Origin of the sequence: Paenibacillus sp. FSL K6-1558 (assembly GCF_038002565.1) — a bacterium.
Lineage (GTDB): Bacteria > Bacillota > Bacilli > Paenibacillales > Paenibacillaceae > Paenibacillus > Paenibacillus polysaccharolyticus.
On record NZ_JBBOCV010000001.1, the window covers coordinates 2,596,463 to 2,612,172 of the forward strand.

A 15,710-nucleotide genomic window follows, 5' to 3' on the forward strand; every position below is an offset into this window, starting at 1 on the left:
GTTTTGCTTGCGCAAAGCCAAAAGTCGTTCCATTTCGATCACTCGCTCCAGCAATCTACCGTTTTTATTGAAACTTGTTATACACAAGTTCAGCTAAAAAGGAATGTTCTAATTCGCGTTTGTTTCGTTTCGATATCTAGTTTTCAAAGAACAAGCTTGTAAATCTTGTTGGTGGAGCCAAGCGGGATCGAACCGCTGACCTCCTGCTTGCAAGGCAGGCGCTCTCCCAGCTGAGCTATGGCCCCATACATTATTTAGATGTTAAAATGGTGGGCCCTGGTGGACTCGAACCACCGGCCTCACCCTTATCAGAGGTGCGCTCTAACCAACTGAGCTAAGGGCCCACATTTATATAAGTTTTGAACCCATAATGGGTTACGCTTGGCGGCGTTCTACTCTCCCAGGACCCTGCGGTCCAAGTACCATCGACGCTGAAGGGCTTAACGGTCGTGTTCGGGATGGGAACGTGTGGAACCCCTTCGCTATCGCCACCAAACGTTTGAGAGTTTGAGCTCTCAAAACTGAGCAACGAGTGAGTGGTTTGCAGCTGAGCTGCATATTTGAATGTTTCCACGCGGGAAACGATTCTCCATAGAAAGGAGGTGATCCAGCCGCACCTTCCGATACGGCTACCTTGTTACGACTTCACCCCAATCATCTATCCCACCTTCGGCGGCTGGCTCCTTGCGGTTACCCCACCGACTTCGGGTGTTATAAACTCTCGTGGTGTGACGGGCGGTGTGTACAAGACCCGGGAACGTATTCACCGCGGCATGCTGATCCGCGATTACTAGCAATTCCGACTTCATGCAGGCGAGTTGCAGCCTGCAATCCGAACTGAGACCGGCTTTGTTGGGATTGGCTCCATCTCGCGATTTCGCAGCCCGTTGTACCGGCCATTGTAGTACGTGTGTAGCCCAGGTCATAAGGGGCATGATGATTTGACGTCATCCCCACCTTCCTCCGGTTTGTCACCGGCAGTCTATCTAGAGTGCCCACCCGAAGTGCTGGCAACTAAATATAAGGGTTGCGCTCGTTGCGGGACTTAACCCAACATCTCACGACACGAGCTGACGACAACCATGCACCACCTGTCTCAACTTTCCCCGAAGGGCACCTAACGCATCTCTGCCTCGTTAGTTGGATGTCAAGACCTGGTAAGGTTCTTCGCGTTGCTTCGAATTAAACCACATACTCCACTGCTTGTGCGGGTCCCCGTCAATTCCTTTGAGTTTCAGTCTTGCGACCGTACTCCCCAGGCGGAGTGCTTAATGTGTTAACTTCGGCACCAAGGGTATCGAAACCCCTAACACCTAGCACTCATCGTTTACGGCGTGGACTACCAGGGTATCTAATCCTGTTTGCTCCCCACGCTTTCGCGCCTCAGCGTCAGTTACAGCCCAGAGAGTCGCCTTCGCCACTGGTGTTCCTCCACATCTCTACGCATTTCACCGCTACACGTGGAATTCCACTCTCCTCTTCTGCACTCAAGTCACACAGTTTCCAGTGCGATCCGGGGTTGAGCCCCGGGATTAAACACCAGACTTACATGACCGCCTGCGCGCGCTTTACGCCCAATAATTCCGGACAACGCTTGCCCCCTACGTATTACCGCGGCTGCTGGCACGTAGTTAGCCGGGGCTTTCTTCTCAGGTACCGTCACCTTGAGAGCAGTTACTCTCCCAAGCGTTCTTCCCTGGCAACAGAGCTTTACGATCCGAAAACCTTCATCACTCACGCGGCATTGCTCCGTCAGGCTTTCGCCCATTGCGGAAGATTCCCTACTGCTGCCTCCCGTAGGAGTCTGGGCCGTGTCTCAGTCCCAGTGTGGCCGATCACCCTCTCAGGTCGGCTACGCATCGTCGCCTTGGTGAGCCGTTACCTCACCAACTAGCTAATGCGCCGCAGGCCCATCCCCAAGTGACAGATTGCTCCGTCTTTCCAGTTCTCTTCAGGCGAAGAAAACAAGTATTCGGTATTAGCTACCGTTTCCGGTAGTTGTCCCAAGCTTGAGGGCAGGTTGCCTACGTGTTACTCACCCGTCCGCCGCTAACCATCCGAGAAGCAAGCTTCTCTTCAAGTCCGCTCGACTTGCATGTATTAGGCATGCCGCCAGCGTTCGTCCTGAGCCAGGATCAAACTCTCCAATAAAGATGAATTTCGTCAGCGTCGTTAAACGCGGTGAAACTCATCGGGGTATTGAAAAGAGCGATAAGCTCATTTTGAATCTGACGAGATTAAACATCTCATTTATGTTCCAGTTTTCATACAGCCAGATGGCATGTACCAAAAACCTTCACGTCATTCTGCAAGCAGAATGTTTACTCACTCGTTGTTCAGTTTTCAAAGATCAAACACGATTGTTTTACTTATTTTATCGTCTTCACCAACTTTCGGCGGCGACTTGAATAATGTAACACATTTCGTTTGTTTTCGTCAAGAACTTTTTTTTGAATTTCTTTTTTAGAAACTTCAATGTTCTTCACTTTTCCTCATCTGAATTTGTCATTTTATGATGATTTACTCATTTGGGGAACGAAATATAATGTACCATAATCTCCAGATCAGAGTCAACACCTAAACATATAAATTATTAAACAAACAAAAAAGGAAGGTTCCCCCTCCTTTATAAACCATTCACATTATCTCATTGATAGAATTAATCAACTCTCGATCCAATAGCGAATTTCCCGGCCTTCCCCTTCTAGTGAGGGCCATCCAGCTGATTCTTTAACTATAGAACGAAACACAAGTTTTCGAAGTACCAACGGCAGGTCCTTGCGAACAAATCTTAATTGAGGATGATGAACCAGTTCATTAATACTCCATGGCTCTTTTCGGCTTCTAATCACACGGAGCAGTAGTTCAGAGCATTCTCCCATTTTCGACATGACAGAAAACTCACAAGCGAGCAATACAAGCTCCACGCGCTGTTCCAAAGTCTCAGAACTTACCGTCAGTTCCTGATACAGCTTCCATAATGCACGATCTAATTGCTGCACATGAGTCCAGACGGCATGATCAGGGTAGATGCCCTGTTCAATAAGCACGATCCGTGCCCAGCTGCCCAGTGCCTCCAATGCATTGTAATAGGCATCCACAACATGCCCCTGCTGGATATGACGCTTCGCCTCAACGTACATCCTCAGAAAACTGGTAAACTCGTGAAACAGTTTTTGCTCACGCAACTCGTTCCCGAACGAAGATAACTCTTCTCTCAAATCGCTAATCTGGTTGCCCGTTTCCCAGATAATCTCCCCTTCAATCAGGCATTGCATGAGATTATCATGTTCTCCCGTAACCGCAGTAATCTGTAAATCAGACTGGCTTACATAGATCAACTGATAACGAAGATCTCCGTATCTGTAATGTTCGACCGTTGACATCGATTGATCTGTGTTATGCACGATCAGTACCATCAAGTCAAAATCCTGGATCAGGGAGCCGTGGAATCGCTCTCCCGGGTGGGAATAAGCGATAGCCCCAACTGCCCCTGTCTCTTCCGACTGCTCGGACAAAAAAGCAAGGTTCTTTAATTCCACGATTCCCTCCATACAATTTATACAATTCATGGCAGTTTAGCGCCAAGTCAGTTATAATGTAATTCGACATGATATACAATGTTTCCTTCTTTTTCAGGTCCGATACTACTCATACGATAGGAGCATTTTTTATGATTTTTAAATCAGCAAAAATTAATGCTTTTCGCACTTGGGGATTGCTGTTAACCATGCTAGGAATGGGCCTAATGATACTCGGCACAGCCGGAATTGTGTTCTGGGGACATGCCGGAAAGGTCATCGCAGCGGTCGGCCTTGTGATCGGGCTTGTTGCCATGCTGGGCAGTTTGATCATTTATTTCTGGGCAGGCATGCTCTCAACCAGTGCTGTGCAGGTCGATTGTCCAGAATGCGGCAAGTTAACGAAGATGCTGGGTAAAACAGATCGTTGCATGTTCTGTCATACGATTCTGACGATGGACCCGAACAAAGCCACTACAATGAGTCCGCCTGTGGAACCAACCACTCCACCAGCCGCGCCTTCCAAGTAACTCACAAGCGCCGGGAAATCCCATTAATACATTTTGTCCATAAACCTTCAAACCGGGCACTCTTAAACACTGTACTCAACCTACAAGGTGGATACACGGTACCAGCGCGGTTTGTAGCGCATAGTTGCAGCTGTACCTGTTGTTCACACGTTCTGAAACGGTAGTCGTCCCAACAAAAAGACCCGGTATCTTTACCGGGTCTTTTTTGATATGGCACATGAAAATGATGAGTTCGATTTATAATTCATTTGGAATAACCAGCCTCTTTGAGTGTTTCCCATGCTGTTGCATTAGCAAAGCTTCTATTCCATGCAGCTACTCCGCCCAGTTTCAACGAAGAAATAAGATCTACCCTTGCTTGCAAGGATACTGCATCTTCGATCCAGATTTTTTTGACAGCGCCATCTTCCTTATACTCTACATAGTTTTGTCCGCTTGCTTGATCCAGAACAGGCTTGAGTTTCTTCTCTTTAATTAACTCCTGCACGGAATTCATACCTACCGCTTTGGAGGAAACTTTGATCTCTCCCTGCTCATTCGCTTTTTCTGTCCAAATCCGAGTATATAGAGGAACGGCCATAATCAGCTTGTCCGAAGGCACTTCATCTTCTTCCAGTATGCGGCGCATCGAGGATTCGGTCCATGGCAGTGAGGCGACGGAACCTGCTTTCGGACTGGCTGCCCAGTGCTCGTCATACGCCATCACGACAATATAATCGGCAAAAGCTCCTAATCCACGACGATCCAAAAACGCAGACCACATTTCACTATTTGATTTTGGCGTAACATCCACCGATAACATCAGGCCGTGAATACGAGCCATCGCCTTCATTTCACGTACAAATTGGGTAACATTCGCTCCATCTTTGGTATATACATTTTCAAAGTCGATATTAATACCATCCAGCCGGAACGTTTTAGCATAGTCCAGCATTTGTTCAATGATGTGTGTACGTTTGGCGTAGGTAGACAGTGCCTCCTTCGTGATGTCCGGATCGAAACTGTTATCCATCAATCCCCATACTTCCATCCCTGAACGCTTGGCCCAGTTCACATAGGCTTGATCTCCTTTGCTTTTCACTGAGCCATTGCCATCCGTAATATGGAACCATGTCGGGCTCACTACGTTTACCCCAGGCATCTTGCCAATGGAGCCCACGTCAGGTTGACGATTGTAGACAGCCTCCCATACCAGATTCACCGGTTTGTTTTTCCACTTTTTCTCCGCCGCAGTGGGTGTAAACTTCGGCGTGTCCAGCGTCTTTTTCTCACCTAGAACAAGATGATCATTATCTACATAACCGGCATAACCGTTATCCATCTGCACAAAGCTCTGATCTGTTCCCGTCTGCCACACCCGCACTCTTACATTCTGCTTCATATCCGTGAGAATGGGGGACGACTCTTCTCCGCTCTTATACAGAGGAACGGTCTGATCTTCTTTGGATGACAACGTATCAATCGTTGCATATTGGATCGTATCTCCACCGCGCATCAAAATAACGGCTCCTGTTGTCGGATCTTCCTGAACGGTCAGCCCGTACACCTCCTTCAACGGTTGAAGGGGAATATACGCCTCATTAGACTTTACCTCCGGCTTTACTTTCAGCAGATAATTTTGATGATTCAGTTCAGCCTGGGTACTGCCCTCTTTCATATGCAACACTCTCTGCGGAGAAGCGATAATGATATCCCCCGAGTCAGGTTCGTATCGTATTCCCGGATCTACCGTTTCTTGCAACACCTTCACGGGCAGTTTAAGCTGACCACCTGTGCCGGAAGCTTCCTCATCCATAAGCTGTCCATCTACAAAAATAGGCTGATTTCTCCCGAGCCAATCCGGGTCCTCATAGACCTTATTCAACCATACGCTGGTAATAAGCCAATAGGCACCACCTGCCACCAAACATGCACCAAGTAACCCTGGCCAAAATGAACGTCGTTTACGACGTGTATATTTGCTTTTTCTACCCAAACGACTACCTCCGTTAATTCCATAAATGATGGTAAACATCCCAAAAATCATGGATATATTCACATGGATGTTTTTCTCAGAACTCTGTATAAATAAAAAACGTGAAGAATCCATACTGAATTCCACACGTTAATATTGTAAATCATCTCTATTGATGCCTGCAACTTTTGCACACACCATATACTTCCAATCGGTGACCATGTACCTCAAATCCGGTGCTTGACTCAGCCTGAAGCTCCACACTCTTTAACGATGGATAACTGAAGTCTTCAATCTTGCCACACTGGTCGCATATCACATGATAATGATCCGTTACATTGGCATCAAAACGGCTTGAATTATCTCCGTAAGTCAGTTCTCGAACCATACCGGCTTCCAGAAACATTTTCAAATTGTTATATACGGTCGCCACGCTCATACTAGGGAATTGGGGTTCAAGTGCCTTATAAATCTCATCGGCTGTCGGATGCCCCATCGATTCCATCAGATAATTTAATATGGCATGACGCTGGGGTGTAATACGGACACCGGTCGTTTTGAGCTGCTCCAACGCATGTTGGACACGTGTTGCCATAAAGCCCACCGCCTTACCTTTCATTCTCTGTTTGAAAAAATAACTGAATCTTCATCGTCATACAGAGTATAATTTCCCGGCTGTACACAACGACAAACGCTATTTCACGTCATGTAACCTTGCCAGTGTACATTTATTGTACGGCGATTGCAAGTTTATTGTCAACGCGGCGATGCAGGAACTTCGGTCGTATCCTCTTGGGAATTCTGACCTTCACCTGTCGTCTGCTGTCCTTCCCCATTTGTTTCCACAGACTCTTGCAATATGGATTCCGGTGTAGAAACTGCCGGATTACGTTCTACCGTCAGATCACTATTACCTTCAATTTTGATTCTGTATTCTCCCTCACCCAGTTGTCCTTCGATCGTTTTGTTTTTGACGTTGAACGGCATATCCGTCTTCAAATCACCGTAACTGCTGGAGCCCGACAGACTATAATCACCACGTTCAGGGATCACAACGTTAATGGCTCCCACTGCACTATATACATCCCAATCTCCACCGACTTTAGCGGAAACAATGTTAATACTACCATTCAGGGACTGAGCTTTCACGCCCAGATTAGCACCATCCAGTGTAATATTGCCATTCCGGGTTTCAGCTGAAAACTCGCCAAAAGAGTCTGTAATGCTGACATTTCCCACTTGCGTGGTTAAATCTACATCTCCCGAAACACCGCGTGCTTTCATATCGCCACGGTTGCTATCCATGTCCACGTTGCCTATAGCGTTCGCTACGATTACGTCCCCGTTGAGCGTTTTCCCCGAGATATCGCCAACCGCATTCGTAATCCGAATTCGTCCATTGCCTGTCTCGGCAAGAATGGTCTTGATGGCTTCAGGACGGTTTAACAAAATGGCACCATTCGATGTGCGGATATCCAGATTGAAACGGCGGTCGTCTGGAATGGTGATCGTCATATTCATGCGTGGTTGCGTTTTTTCATTTTCACCATACGCCTTACCTGTCGCTTTAATATGAATGACCTTATCCCCTTCCGCTTCTACAAAAGAAGCCGCGGCTACTGCCTTGGCCTGGACTTCAGATGCTTGGTCGACCCAGACAACGGTATTCACTTTAATCTCATCCGTATCTCCCCGCTGGATTGTTATATCTCCGTTCACACCTTCGACCACGATATCCGAAGTATCCATACGGACAGGAACTCCGATCGTGACCTTATCTTCCTTATAACCTGCAGCCTGACTGTAGTCCATTGAGGCAGCTCCCAGATTAAGACTGACGCGGTTCCACAGATGCATGTAGTGATCTTGTTCTGTCACAATAAATACAGAAGCGGTTAGAATCAAAGAGGCCAGAATGCCTTTGGCATCCGGTCTAAAACGTGCTTTTGGGCGCTCATCGGGCGTGGACAAACGATCTAAATCTCGTTTACTTCTCATGCGTGTGCACAGGAACAATACAATCCATTCCACACCCAGAGCCACAAGCAAAAATGGCCACCAATCCACGAATTCGTAGAGGTAGTCTGTGCCCCACTGTTTATCCATTATGAGCAGTACACCAACAGTAGCTATTAGAGCAGCAGCCGTAAAACGTCCTACCCTGATTTTGCGGTTCATTCTTTTCCCTCCTTCCGTCCACATCCGTACCCTATAATTTCTTCTTACGCAACATAACCCAAAATTCCCGGCCGAATAGCAATAAGCCGCCTACGATCAACAGAATAGCAAAAGAATATCCGCCATACATAGCAATCAGATCTTGAAACCAGCGTGGTTTACGGAAGAATAGCACCATCAGTGAACCTCCCACAATTAACAGAAGGCCAAACGAAATGCCACGTTCCCACACCATCATTCGATCCCGCTCAGATCGTTCGCCAACTAGCCGCTTGTCCATATTGCCTTGCGTTACAGCCCGTCGCCTGCGCAGCATAACCCAATCAGCTGATTGCAATACGTCATATACGTTGTAGAAATAAATCACCGGAATACAAAGAGCCAGCAAGATCAGTAGAGGTACATTGATCTGTATGCCGATGGACGAGAAGTATAACAGAGCGGACAAATCAAGCAAAACAAGCAAAATAAAAGTCAATCCGCGCATGTACAGACGTAAATAAATATGTCCCAAGCCCGGAACAATCGCACTTAAAAGCCCCGCAATAAACTTATGTGTTTTATTCCGCACCTTCTTGGGTTTCCTAGTCTTTCCTCTTCTTGCGCGATCTATATGACCCTTCCCCTTCTTCATAACATGCTCCTTTCTCCAAAAAATGACCGTTACCTCTCATCATGCATTTGGTTAGATAGTACCCTAAAGCGCCTGAAGAGTAACTGGAATAAAAATGGATATTAAGAAAAACCCTCTGCGATGCCAGCGCTCAGAGGGTTAAGAATTCCTTTATTCAATCGACACTTTGGTCATGTGTTCCCACTGTCTTAACTTGGAGACAATCTGTATTGTCTTAAAGTCATGCGGCACTTGCACATGCAGTACAATTTCTATTTTCCGCTCAACGGATACAACTTCTGCAAAAGCCAAATCTGGTTCATTCACGGTAATCTTACGAACTCTGATCTTTTCCTGTTCCATAAAAGACGAGACCTTCTCTAATGTCCCTGGTTCGGACAAGGTATGAAGGGTAATGACATGCAGCTTATTGCCGCGCAAATACCTCAGCTCTAATTTGTTAAAAACCCAAAGATTTAAGAGTACCAGCACGGTGGAAACGATGGAGGCAAAAAAGAAGCCAGCCCCTGAGGCAAGACCTATCGCGGCAACCACCCATATCGACGCTGCGGTTGTGAGTCCCGTTATGGACTTACCTGTGAAAAGAATCGTACCTGCTCCTAAGAAACCGACACCGGTGATTACTGCTGTAGCCAGACGCGCAGGATCAATCCGCACGTTTAATTCATGTGCAAAATCTTTAAAACCATAAATAGACAGCATCATAATCAGCGCCGATCCAAGACAAACCAAAATATGAGTTCGTAGTCCAGCAGCATGATTGGAACGTTCACGTTCCAGACCGACGAGTCCACCAAGCAGCATTGCCAGCAATAAACGAAGCAAAATATGCCATTCATCAATAAACCAAGGATTGCTCAACGTTCTAGTTCCTCCTCTAAGTTGTTCACATGCTTAAAGCTTATTCTTATGAAATGTCGTTAATTCCACTCCAGGTGCGATCTCTGCAGCATCGACAGGTTTAAATCCAAACTTCATATATAGATTCACCGCTGCTGTATTCAGCGTTCCTGTGCATACGATATAACGTGGCAGATCGGGATGTTGTTCGAAGACATGCTTCATTAATGAAGCGGCAATCCCTTTGCGAAAGTGGCTGGGATGTACCATCATACGTGTGATGGTTAGTGTGTCCCGTTCTTCCTCCATCACAGCCACTGCGCCAAGCAACTCTCCATCCTGCTTATCAACACATCCGTAAAATGTTTCCCCGCAGTTCTGTAATGTTTCCACCGTATCAAGCAAAGGTGGAATGTCTTGAAATCCGATAATCTTTGCTTCCAATCGGTAAGCCATATGTTGCAACCTCCACAATTGGGCCAACATATCTTCATCACGTAGTGACAATGTTTGAATTCTCATGGTTAAGCAACTCCTCCGTATCAGACTTCATTAGCCGTTAAAACCTAAATAACACGGTGCGTCAGAATTCTTAATACCAAAAAAGAGGCTGTCACAGGGACGAGCCTCTTTCTGTCCGACCTCACTGGAAGGATTAGCGGTTCAATACATCTGCGAGCAGTTGATTAGCAAGGGCCGGATTCGCCTTGCCTTTACTTTCTTTCATAACCTGACCTACGAGGAAACCGATGGCCTTTTGTTTGCCAGCCTTGTAATCCTCGACAGATTGCGGATTGTTTGCAACGACCTGCTCAACAATGGCGAGGATCGCGCCTTCGTCACTGATTTGCACGAGTCCTTTTTCTTCAACGATCTGTTGTGGAAGCTTGCCACTCTCCAGCATTTCCTTAAATACCGTTTTAGCAATTTTGCTGTTGATGGTGCCTTTCTCCAGCAATCCGATCATCTCACCGAGTCCTTGCCCCGTTAGCGGAACTTGCGTTACCTCAAGGTTATTGGTGTTAAGATAACCAAGCAGGTCACCCATAATCCAGTTGGAAACGGATTTGGCATCCTGGGTATATTTCAGACTGTCTTCAAACAGGTCTGCAATCGCTTTGGAAGAGGTGATAACCTCGGCATCATAACTAGGCAGACTGTAATCCGCAGTGTACCGGGCTTTACGCTGATCCGGCAGTTCAGGAATGGAAGCTCTGATGCGTTCCTTCCATTCGGCATCAATATGCAGTTTTACCAGATCCGGGTCTGGGAAGTAACGATAGTCATGCGCTTGCTCTTTGCCACGCATCGACAAGGTTTTGCCCTGAGCTTCATCCCAGCGGCGTGTCTCTTGAACAACTTCTCCGCCGTCATCGAGAATCTCGGCTTGACGATACTGTTCATATTCCAGACCGCGCTGTACACCACGGAAGGAGTTCATATTTTTTAGCTCCGCCCGAGTGCCCAGTTTCTCCTGACCATGTGGACGCAAGCTGATGTTGGCATCACAACGAAGTGACCCCTCTTCCATCTTCACATCAGAAACATCACAGTACTGCATGATCGCACGAAGTTTTTCCAAATACGCACGCGCTTCTTCGGGAGAAGAAATCTCGGGTTCGGATACAATCTCGACCAGAGGAGTTCCGACACGGTTAAAGTCCACAAGTGAGGCATAACCACCATCTACGTGTGTGAGCTTTCCTGCATCCTCTTCCAGATGCAGACGCGTGATACCGATCCGTTTCGTTTCTCCGTTGACTTCGATATCAATCCAGCCATTCTCACCAATCGGCTGATCAAATTGTGAAATCTGATACGCTTTAGGTGAATCCGGGTAGAAGTAGTTTTTACGGTCAAACTTGCTGACATCGGCGATTGTGCAGTTGAGAGCCATTGCGGCTTTCATCGCATAGTCAACGGCCTGACGGTTCAGCACAGGCAATACGCCCGGGTGTCCGAGACAGACCGGACAGGTGTGTGTATTAGGCGGAGCTCCAAAAGCAGTAGAGCAGCCACAGAAAATTTTGGAGTTGGTATGCAACTCCACGTGGACTTCGAGTCCAACGACCGTTTCATATTTAGATGCGGACATTTCTAATTACCTCCGTTCCGGGCAGTCTACAGCTGCGGACGCTGCTTGTGGAATGCTGTATTTTGTTCATACGCATGCGCTACGCGCAGTACGGTTGTTTCATCAAAAGCTTTACCGATAATCTGCAAACCAACAGGTAAACCATCTGCGAATCCGCAAGGAATGCTGACCGCAGGAACACCCGCCAAGCTGACTGGAATGGTCAGAATATCGTTCAGATACATCGTAAGCGGATTGTCTACCTGAGACCCCATCTTAAATGCCGTTGTAGGTGCAGTAGGTCCGATAATCACGTCATACTTGGCAAAAACATCATCGAAGTCCTGTTTGATCAATGTACGTACTTTCTGAGCTTTCAAATAATACGCATCATAGTAACCGGAGCTAAGTGCATAGGTTCCGAGCATAATACGCCGTTTTACTTCCGGACCAAAGCCCTGACTTCTGGACTGGTGGTACAGATCCAGCAAATTCTCCGGATTGTCCGCACGTACACCGTAACGTACACCGTCAAAACGAGCCAAGTTGGAAGAAGCTTCAGAAGAAGCAAGCAGGTAATAGGTAGCTACTGCATATTCGGTATGCGGCAGAGACACTTCTTCCCATGTCGCTCCAAGGCCTTCCAGCACATTCAGTGCGGCAAGAACTTTCTCTTTTACTTGCGGGTCAACGCCTTCACCGATGTACTCCTTCGGTACGGCAATACGCAATCCCTTGACATCACCTGTCAGTCCGCTCAAATAATCCGGGATATCCACCTTGGCAGATGTCGAATCTTTGGCATCATAACCGGCAATGGCTTGCAATACATAAGCAGAATCTTCTACATTTTTGGTCAAAGGACCGATTTGGTCGAGGGATGACGCAAAGGCCACCAAGCCAAAACGGGAAACCAGTCCATAAGTAGGCTTTAAACCGACAATCCCGCAATAGGAAGCAGGCTGACGAATCGAACCTCCCGTGTCTGATCCAAGTGTGAAGTACGCTTCTCCGGCAGCAACCGCTGCAGCAGAACCACCTGAGGAACCACCCGGAACACGATCAAGTGCCCATGGATTATGCACAGGTGAGAAGCTGGAGTTCTCGTTGGAACCACCCATGGCAAATTCGTCCATATTCAGTTTACCCAAGGTTACGGTATCCGCTGCTTTGAGCTTCTCGACAACGGTTGCATCATACACCGGGTCGAAATTACGAAGGAACTGACTTCCGCAAGTCGTACGCAGTCCGTTCGTCACGATATTATCTTTGATACCAACCGGTAAGCCAAACAGCAAACCTTTCTCTTCACCACTGACAAGTCGGTCATCGAGCTGACGAGCGCGTGCGCGTGCGTTCTCCTCGTCCAGTGTCAAATAAGCCTTCACTTTGTCGTCATGCGCGCCGATAGTCTGATACGCCTGATCCACCAGATCACTGACCGATAGTTCTTTGGCGTGCAGCTTGTTATGTAACTCAGGCAACGATTGTTCAAATAAACTCACAGTGCTTGTCCTCCTTCCAATTATCCGTTATTCCATCACAGCAGGCACTTTAAACTGCCCGTCTTCTTCATCTGGTGCGTTGTGCATCACCTGTTCTATGGACAGGCTTTCCTTGGTTTCATCCTCACGCATCACGTTGCTGACATGCAAAACGTGGGTTGTTGGCTCAATATTGTCCGTGTCCAGCTCGTTCAGCTTCTCTGCATATTTTAAGATCGCGTTCAGTTGACCTGTCAGCGTCTGTTCTTCTTCAGCAGTTAGATTGAGCCGAGCCAGCTTGGCCACATGCTGAACGTCATTGTTCGAAATACTCATTACCGGATGCCTCCTTCAATCGTTCTTTGCCTGAGACAAACCTGCAAACGAAGCGTTCGTTTAACGGGCTAAAGTCCCAAGATAACTTTTCTCATTATAGGTGAGTTAGTTCGACAATTCAATGCAAATGCAAAAAAGGAGCCGGCATTAGCCGACTCCTGAAATACTAGTCCTTAAATCCATGCACGCAGATTAACCTGCTTTATAAAATCCGCCTGAGACATTACATCAATCGCGGTTTCTTCTTCCTCTTCCACAGCTTGAGGCTCCCCGTTCATCAGTTGATGAAACAGCTTCTCATTATGTGTCGCAAGGGCGTAATCTATCAACGCTTCTCGCTCGACCCGCTCAGCTTCCTGCTTCAGCAGAACCTCTTCCAGATCGATGTCACCGGATGGAACAAAAAAGTTCCGATTAACCAGCGGCACTCGAAGCACGTAATCGAACGCATTGTCCGGATTCCGGTCATAAGCGATGATGTATCCATATTCCCCCACAGGAAGATTCTGCTCAAACGCATCCGCGACGATGACAACTTTCTCTCCTAATCGTAGCATCGCCTAACCTCCTGGTAGTCTATCATTCATATTTATTTGTATAGTCTACTAGAAAAGAATAACGATGTCTAGGAATACTAGATTTAAACAACATATTTGTGCAAAATCTTTTGGGGTTTTCCTCATGACAACCCCGATCGTTCCCATATCATCTGTTATGTTCACTTCTTGCTGTGTCGTTTCATGTCTGTACGAATGACAACTAACCAGTAAATTAACAGTGGACCTGGAACACTAGTAATGCCCCACAATCCCCATAACCAAGGAAAACGACCTCGTTTACGTGCGTCCAGAAAAATCCAAGTTCCTTGAAACAACAACAGAAGCGCAAGGAATACAAGCAAAACCGGAGGAATCTCTGCTAACGAATAATGCAATCTATTCATGATGCATCGTCTCCTTCCGTTGCCGGACCAACCATAATGCAGCTGCTATAACTGCAATGACTGTGCCCAGAACTTGTATACCCAAATACACGGCAGGAGAAGAAACAAACAACAACGTCGCCAGTGTAATTACCATCAACGCGACAAGCCAGAAACAGATGATCTCAACCAGATTGGCTCTGCGCTTGATACGTCTTTGTTCCCTTACACGGGATTCGAGTGTTGCCAAGGATGGAATATCAGCAGGTTCACAGACATCATCCAGTGCTTTCATAGACTGTTGTAATCGCTGTACGATTTCCTGTTCCTGTGATTCATTCGATCTGCTCATGTTATTCCAGCTCCTTTCTTAATTGACGGAGACCATAAGCTGTCCGAGACTTTGCTGTTCCGGCAGGTATGCCTAACATATCGCCGATCTCATCGTAACTATAACCATAATAATGTTTCAGCAGCACAGTAACACGATGCTCAGGGGTTAGCCTCGTCATCGCGTCCATCACATCTGTCCATTCCTCGTTTCGACTTTCGAGTTGCCAGCGAAAACGACGGATAGCCTGATGGCGAATCAGGTCAAGCCAGCTCTGCTCCCTCTTTTTTCTCCTGATTCTGTCAATGTAGATACGGGTTCCGATGGTGATCATCCATGAAGAAAACGCTGATGTACCATCATAACGCCGAATATTTTCCATACAGCGAATCATGGTGTCCTGCACAATCTCTTCAGCCAGATTAGGATCCATCGTAACTTTCACAAGATATTTATAAACAAACGAGTAATGTCGCTGTAGTAGTGCTGCAAGTGCACTGTCATCGCCCTCTGCCGCTCTGCGCACTTCCTCCAATTCAGCCGTTCTCATCATGATGATCACCCGCTTCCTGTTCAATCTAGAGGTAATACGATAGACTCCGTTCAAACGTTCAACGCTAAATGAAATGTTTTTTTGGGAAGGACTTTATCGTTTCGATTTTGGAGTAATATGAATACGACATTTCCCCGGGCAATCAGACTCCATTTCGGTAATCTTGCAGTTTGTCGAACCACCGCTGATCTCGGGCTCCGTTCTGCAACACACGACTGGTCCATATATTTTGCTGAAGGTTGAGATCTGGTTTAGTACAATCTAATTTAGAATGCCCCTGCTCAGAGCTGCCTTGCTTTGCTTTTCTTAAAATGGAATGATCTGAGTCAGTACAAGGATGACCTACACTCCAA

The 15,710-nt window shown here is 46.9% G+C and carries 15 protein-coding genes, 2 tRNA genes and 2 rRNA genes; 1 reads left to right on the forward strand and 18 read right to left on the reverse strand.

The window, feature by feature from the left end; translation table 11 throughout:
• Positions 1-169: 169 nt before the first annotated feature.
• The 5 genes from MHI38_RS11295 to MHI38_RS11315 all read right to left on the reverse strand — a co-directional run bounded on the left by MHI38_RS11295 (position 170) and on the right by MHI38_RS11315 (position 3,542).
• Positions 170-245: transfer RNA gene (locus MHI38_RS11295), tRNA-Ala, on the reverse strand.
• A 22-nt stretch (positions 246-267) separates the two neighbouring features.
• Positions 268-344: transfer RNA gene (locus MHI38_RS11300), tRNA-Ile, on the reverse strand.
• A gap of 35 nt (positions 345-379) precedes the next feature.
• A 5S ribosomal RNA gene (gene rrf, locus MHI38_RS11305) occupies positions 380-496 on the reverse strand.
• Positions 497-595: 99 nt separating this feature from the next.
• Positions 596-2,151, reverse strand: a 16S ribosomal RNA gene (locus MHI38_RS11310).
• A gap of 512 nt (positions 2,152-2,663) precedes the next feature.
• Positions 2,664-3,542 carry a nucleotidyltransferase-like protein gene (locus MHI38_RS11315; protein ID WP_253491438.1) on the reverse strand — a complete coding sequence of 293 codons (879 nt, stop codon included), beginning with the start codon at positions 3,540-3,542 and terminating at the stop codon, positions 2,664-2,666.
• Positions 3,543-3,673: 131 nt separating this feature from the next.
• Between MHI38_RS11315 and MHI38_RS11320 the strand changes: the two genes are divergently transcribed.
• Entirely contained in the window at positions 3,674-4,051 is a 378-nt protein-coding gene (locus MHI38_RS11320) for a DUF2614 family zinc ribbon-containing protein (RefSeq protein WP_154891708.1), read from the forward strand.
• A 244-nt stretch (positions 4,052-4,295) separates the two neighbouring features.
• Here MHI38_RS11320 and MHI38_RS11325 read toward each other — a convergent pair whose 3' ends face one another.
• From MHI38_RS11325 to sigY, 13 genes are all read right to left on the reverse strand, one after another.
• Positions 4,296-6,026 carry a glycosyl hydrolase family 18 protein gene (locus MHI38_RS11325; protein ID WP_341181263.1) on the reverse strand — a complete coding sequence of 577 codons (1,731 nt, stop codon included), beginning with the start codon at positions 6,024-6,026 and terminating at the stop codon, positions 4,296-4,298.
• Positions 6,027-6,174: 148 nt separating this feature from the next.
• Positions 6,175-6,600 (reverse strand): peroxide-responsive transcriptional repressor PerR, encoded by a 426-nt coding sequence (gene perR, locus MHI38_RS11330; protein ID WP_090924521.1) that lies wholly within the window; start codon positions 6,598-6,600, stop codon positions 6,175-6,177.
• A 161-nt stretch (positions 6,601-6,761) separates the two neighbouring features.
• A complete protein-coding gene (locus MHI38_RS11335) occupies positions 6,762-8,183 on the reverse strand; it encodes a DUF4097 family beta strand repeat-containing protein (protein ID WP_341181264.1) in 1,422 nt (473 codons plus the stop codon).
• Between the two features lie 31 nt (positions 8,184-8,214).
• Entirely contained in the window at positions 8,215-8,754 is a 540-nt protein-coding gene (locus tag MHI38_RS11340; protein WP_154985139.1) for a hypothetical protein, read from the reverse strand.
• Positions 8,755-8,967: 213 nt separating this feature from the next.
• On the reverse strand, positions 8,968-9,678 hold the full coding sequence (locus tag MHI38_RS11345; protein WP_090924508.1) for an MgtC/SapB family protein: 711 nt from the start codon (positions 9,676-9,678) through the stop codon (positions 8,968-8,970).
• 33 nt (positions 9,679-9,711) lie between these two features.
• Positions 9,712-10,179 (reverse strand): GNAT family N-acetyltransferase, encoded by a 468-nt coding sequence (locus MHI38_RS11350; RefSeq protein ID WP_154985138.1) that lies wholly within the window; start codon positions 10,177-10,179, stop codon positions 9,712-9,714.
• Positions 10,180-10,312: 133 nt separating this feature from the next.
• Positions 10,313-11,752 (reverse strand): Asp-tRNA(Asn)/Glu-tRNA(Gln) amidotransferase subunit GatB, encoded by a 1,440-nt coding sequence (gene gatB, locus MHI38_RS11355; protein WP_154891712.1) that lies wholly within the window; start codon positions 11,750-11,752, stop codon positions 10,313-10,315.
• A 26-nt stretch (positions 11,753-11,778) separates the two neighbouring features.
• Entirely contained in the window at positions 11,779-13,236 is a 1,458-nt protein-coding gene (gene gatA / locus MHI38_RS11360; protein ID WP_090924505.1) for an Asp-tRNA(Asn)/Glu-tRNA(Gln) amidotransferase subunit GatA, read from the reverse strand.
• Between the two features lie 27 nt (positions 13,237-13,263).
• Complete coding sequence (gatC, locus tag MHI38_RS11365) at positions 13,264-13,551, reverse strand: Asp-tRNA(Asn)/Glu-tRNA(Gln) amidotransferase subunit GatC (RefSeq protein WP_090924504.1); 288 nt, start codon at positions 13,549-13,551, stop codon at positions 13,264-13,266.
• Between the two features lie 173 nt (positions 13,552-13,724).
• Entirely contained in the window at positions 13,725-14,108 is a 384-nt protein-coding gene (locus MHI38_RS11370) for an ATPase (RefSeq protein ID WP_090924503.1), read from the reverse strand.
• A gap of 161 nt (positions 14,109-14,269) precedes the next feature.
• Positions 14,270-14,494 (reverse strand): hypothetical protein, encoded by a 225-nt coding sequence (locus MHI38_RS11375; protein WP_090924502.1) that lies wholly within the window; start codon positions 14,492-14,494, stop codon positions 14,270-14,272.
• Complete coding sequence (locus MHI38_RS11380) at positions 14,487-14,825, reverse strand: YxlC family protein (RefSeq protein ID WP_154891713.1); 339 nt, start codon at positions 14,823-14,825, stop codon at positions 14,487-14,489. Before MHI38_RS11380 ends, MHI38_RS11375 begins: the two co-directional genes overlap by 8 nt.
• 1 nt (position 14,826) lies before the next feature.
• On the reverse strand, positions 14,827-15,354 hold the full coding sequence (gene sigY, locus MHI38_RS11385; protein WP_090924520.1) for an RNA polymerase sigma factor SigY: 528 nt from the start codon (positions 15,352-15,354) through the stop codon (positions 14,827-14,829).
• Positions 15,355-15,710 lie beyond the last annotated feature (356 nt).

Excerpts from the sequence above, each read along its gene's own strand:
- gatB (WP_154891712.1), bottom strand. The coding sequence starts at position 11,752 with ATGTCCGCATCTAAATATGAAACGGTCGTTGGACTCGAAGTCCACGTG.
- MHI38_RS11320 (WP_154891708.1), top strand. The coding sequence starts at position 3,674 with ATGATTTTTAAATCAGCAAAAATTAATGCTTTTCGCACTTGGGGATTG.
- MHI38_RS11370 (WP_090924503.1), bottom strand. The coding sequence starts at position 14,108 with ATGCTACGATTAGGAGAGAAAGTTGTCATCGTCGCGGATGCGTTTGAG.
- MHI38_RS11335 (WP_341181264.1), bottom strand. The coding sequence starts at position 8,183 with ATGAACCGCAAAATCAGGGTAGGACGTTTTACGGCTGCTGCTCTAATA.
- sigY (WP_090924520.1), bottom strand. The coding sequence starts at position 15,354 with ATGAGAACGGCTGAATTGGAGGAAGTGCGCAGAGCGGCAGAGGGCGAT.
- perR (WP_090924521.1), bottom strand. The coding sequence starts at position 6,600 with ATGGCAACACGTGTCCAACATGCGTTGGAGCAGCTCAAAACGACCGGT.
- MHI38_RS11375 (WP_090924502.1), bottom strand. The coding sequence starts at position 14,494 with ATGAATAGATTGCATTATTCGTTAGCAGAGATTCCTCCGGTTTTGCTT.
- MHI38_RS11350 (WP_154985138.1), bottom strand. The coding sequence starts at position 10,179 with ATGAGAATTCAAACATTGTCACTACGTGATGAAGATATGTTGGCCCAA.
- MHI38_RS11380 (WP_154891713.1), bottom strand. The coding sequence starts at position 14,825 with ATGAGCAGATCGAATGAATCACAGGAACAGGAAATCGTACAGCGATTA.
- gatC (WP_090924504.1), bottom strand. The coding sequence starts at position 13,551 with ATGAGTATTTCGAACAATGACGTTCAGCATGTGGCCAAGCTGGCTCGG.